Origin of the sequence: Nocardioides bruguierae (genome assembly GCF_023554635.1) — a bacterium.
Taxonomy (GTDB): Bacteria; Actinomycetota; Actinomycetes; order Propionibacteriales; family Nocardioidaceae; genus Nocardioides; species Nocardioides bruguierae.
Map to the genome: position 1 here is coordinate 1 of NZ_JAMJPH010000044.1, position 2348 is coordinate 2348.

Annotated in this window: 1 protein-coding gene; it reads left to right on the forward strand. The window is 75.4% G+C overall.

Features of this window, described 5'->3' with window-relative positions; translation table 11 throughout:
* Positions 1 to 56 precede the first annotated feature (56 nt).
* Positions 57 to 1970 (forward strand): GH39 family glycosyl hydrolase, encoded by a 1914-nt coding sequence (locus tag M8316_RS20305; RefSeq protein WP_250053065.1) that lies wholly within the window; start codon positions 57 to 59, stop codon positions 1968 to 1970.
* Positions 1971 to 2348: the final 378 nt, after the last annotated feature.

Sequence of the window (2348 nt, forward strand, 5' to 3'; positions counted from 1 at the left end):
GTTGCTGCCGACTCGGCGGCCACCCCTGACCCTCCTCGGAACAGGAGCAGCTCCCCATGACCAGCACCCAGCACGACCAGGACCAGCACAACCCCAGCGGGTCCACCCGCACCGACGGCACCCCGGAGGCCCGCGCCGACTGGGAGGCCCGGATCGGCACCGCCTCGGGCACCGCGTTCGGCGGCAACGCCCCGCTGCTCGACCCGCCCACCGCCCTCGCGGCCACGCCCGGCGGCCACCAGGTCACCCTCACCTGGGAGACCGTGCCCGGCGCGATCGGCTACCAGGTGCACGTCGCCGACAGCCCCGACGGTCCGTGGGGCGCGCTCGACCACGCCGGTCGCGACGTGCTCGCCGTGCCGCACCCGCCCTACACCGACACCACCGGCACCCCGGGACTCACCCGCTACTACGCGGTGGCCAGCCTCTCCGACGTCCACGTCGAGGGGCCCCGCAGCGAGGCCGTGGCCGCCGCCCCGCTCGCGGCACCCGCGGAGACCACGACCATCACGGTGGACGCCGGCGGCGACGCCGGTCCGCTGGCCCGGCCGTGGCGCCCGATGATCGGCTCCGAGCACCTCTCCCACGCGCTGCTGACCGACACCACCGGCGGCCAGTCCATCGGTGCCGAGCTGTCGTCCGCGCTCAAGGCCGCCCACGACGAGCTGGGCGTGGCCACCGTGCGCGCCCACGGCATCCTCTGCGACGACAACGCCGTCTACCGCGAGGTCGACGGGCGGCCGGTGCACGACTTCACCGGCGTCGACAGGGTCTACGACCACGTCCTCTCCCTCGGCCTGAAGCCGTGCGTCGAGATCAGCTTCATGCCGCACGACCTGGCCTCCGACCCCACCAAGACGGTCTTCGAGTACGAGGCGATCATCAGCCCGCCGAAGGACTGGGACCGCTGGTACGCCCTCGTCCGCGACCTCACCGCGCACCTGCTCGAGCGCTACGGCGAGGAGGTCGTGACCGAGTGGAGCTTCGAGGTCTGGAACGAGGCCAACCTGGAGGTCTTCTGGTCCGGGACGCCGGAGGAGTACCTGCGCCTCTACGACGTCACCGCGGCCGCGGTGCGCGACGTCGACCCCCGCCTCGTGGTCGGCGGGCCGTCGTCCGCCGCCGCCGGGTGGGTCGAGGAGCTGCTGGCCCACGCGGAGCGCACCGGCTCGCCGGTGGACTTCATCTCCACCCACACCTACGGCAGCCCGCCGCTGGACTTCCGCCCGATGCTCGAGCGCTACGACAGGGCCGGCACCCCGATCTGGTGGACCGAGTGGGGCGTGACCCCCACCCACTTCAACGAGGTCTCCGACGCCGTCTTCGCCGGCACGTTCCTGCTCACCGGCATGTACTCGGCGATGGACCGGATCGAGGCGCTGTCCTACTGGGTCGTCTCCGACCACTTCGAGGAGCTCGGCCGCCCGCAGGAGCTGACCCACGGCGGCTTCGGCCTGCGCACCGTCGGCGAGCTCCGCAAGCCCCGCTGGTGGGCGCTGGCCATGCTCGAGCGGCTCGGCGGCACCCGCCTGCCGCTGGTCGCCGGCGGCGACGGCGGCGGGTCGCTCGTCGAGGCGGTCTCCGCCCGCACGGTCGGGGGCGAGGACGACGGCACCGTCGGTGTCCTGGCCTGGAACTTCACCCTCGACCAGACCAAGGCCTCCGGCTGCGCCGAGCTGGCCCGCGACGTGTCGGTGTCGGTCACCGGGCTGACCCCCGGCGGCACCTACACGCTCACCCACGAGCGCGTCGACGCCGACCACTCCGACGTCACCGGCCGCTGGGGCGCGATGAAGGACGCCGACCAGGCCTGGCCGACCGAGCCGCAGTGGGCGGAGCTGCGCGCCCACGACCACCTCGAGCACCTCGAGCCCGCCCGCACCGTCACCGCCGACGCCACCGGCGCCGTGACGGTCGACTTCGAGCTGCCCAACCCGGCGATGTCGCTGCTGACGCTGACCCCGGCCTGACCCGCCAGGAGCAGCACCGGACCCGCGAGGCCCGGCCCACCGTCTCGGGGTGGGCCGGGCCTCGTGCTGTCACCCCGCGGCGGTCGAGCAGTTCGGTGGTCGAGGTGCGAGGCCGTCCACGGCCGAGCCACGAGACCCGTGCACGTGGTGGGTGGCGTTTGTCGCCGTCCGGCTGCGGGCGTGGGGGGGGGGGGGGGGGGGGGGGCGCGGCCCCCCCCCCCCCGCGGGGGGGGGGGGGGGGGGGGGGGGGGGGGGGGGCCCCCCGCCCCCCCCCCCCCCCCCCCCCCCGCCGCCGTGCTGACGGCCGAGGGGCCACGCGGCACGAGCGGCGGACGCCCCGTCGCGGTGCGCGCACCCCAGCCGCTGGGGCAGATGCTG

Coding starts and splice junctions, on each gene's coding strand:
- M8316_RS20305 (WP_250053065.1), top strand. CDS start 57: ATGACCAGCACCCAGCACGACCAGGACCAGCACAACCCCAGCGGGTCC.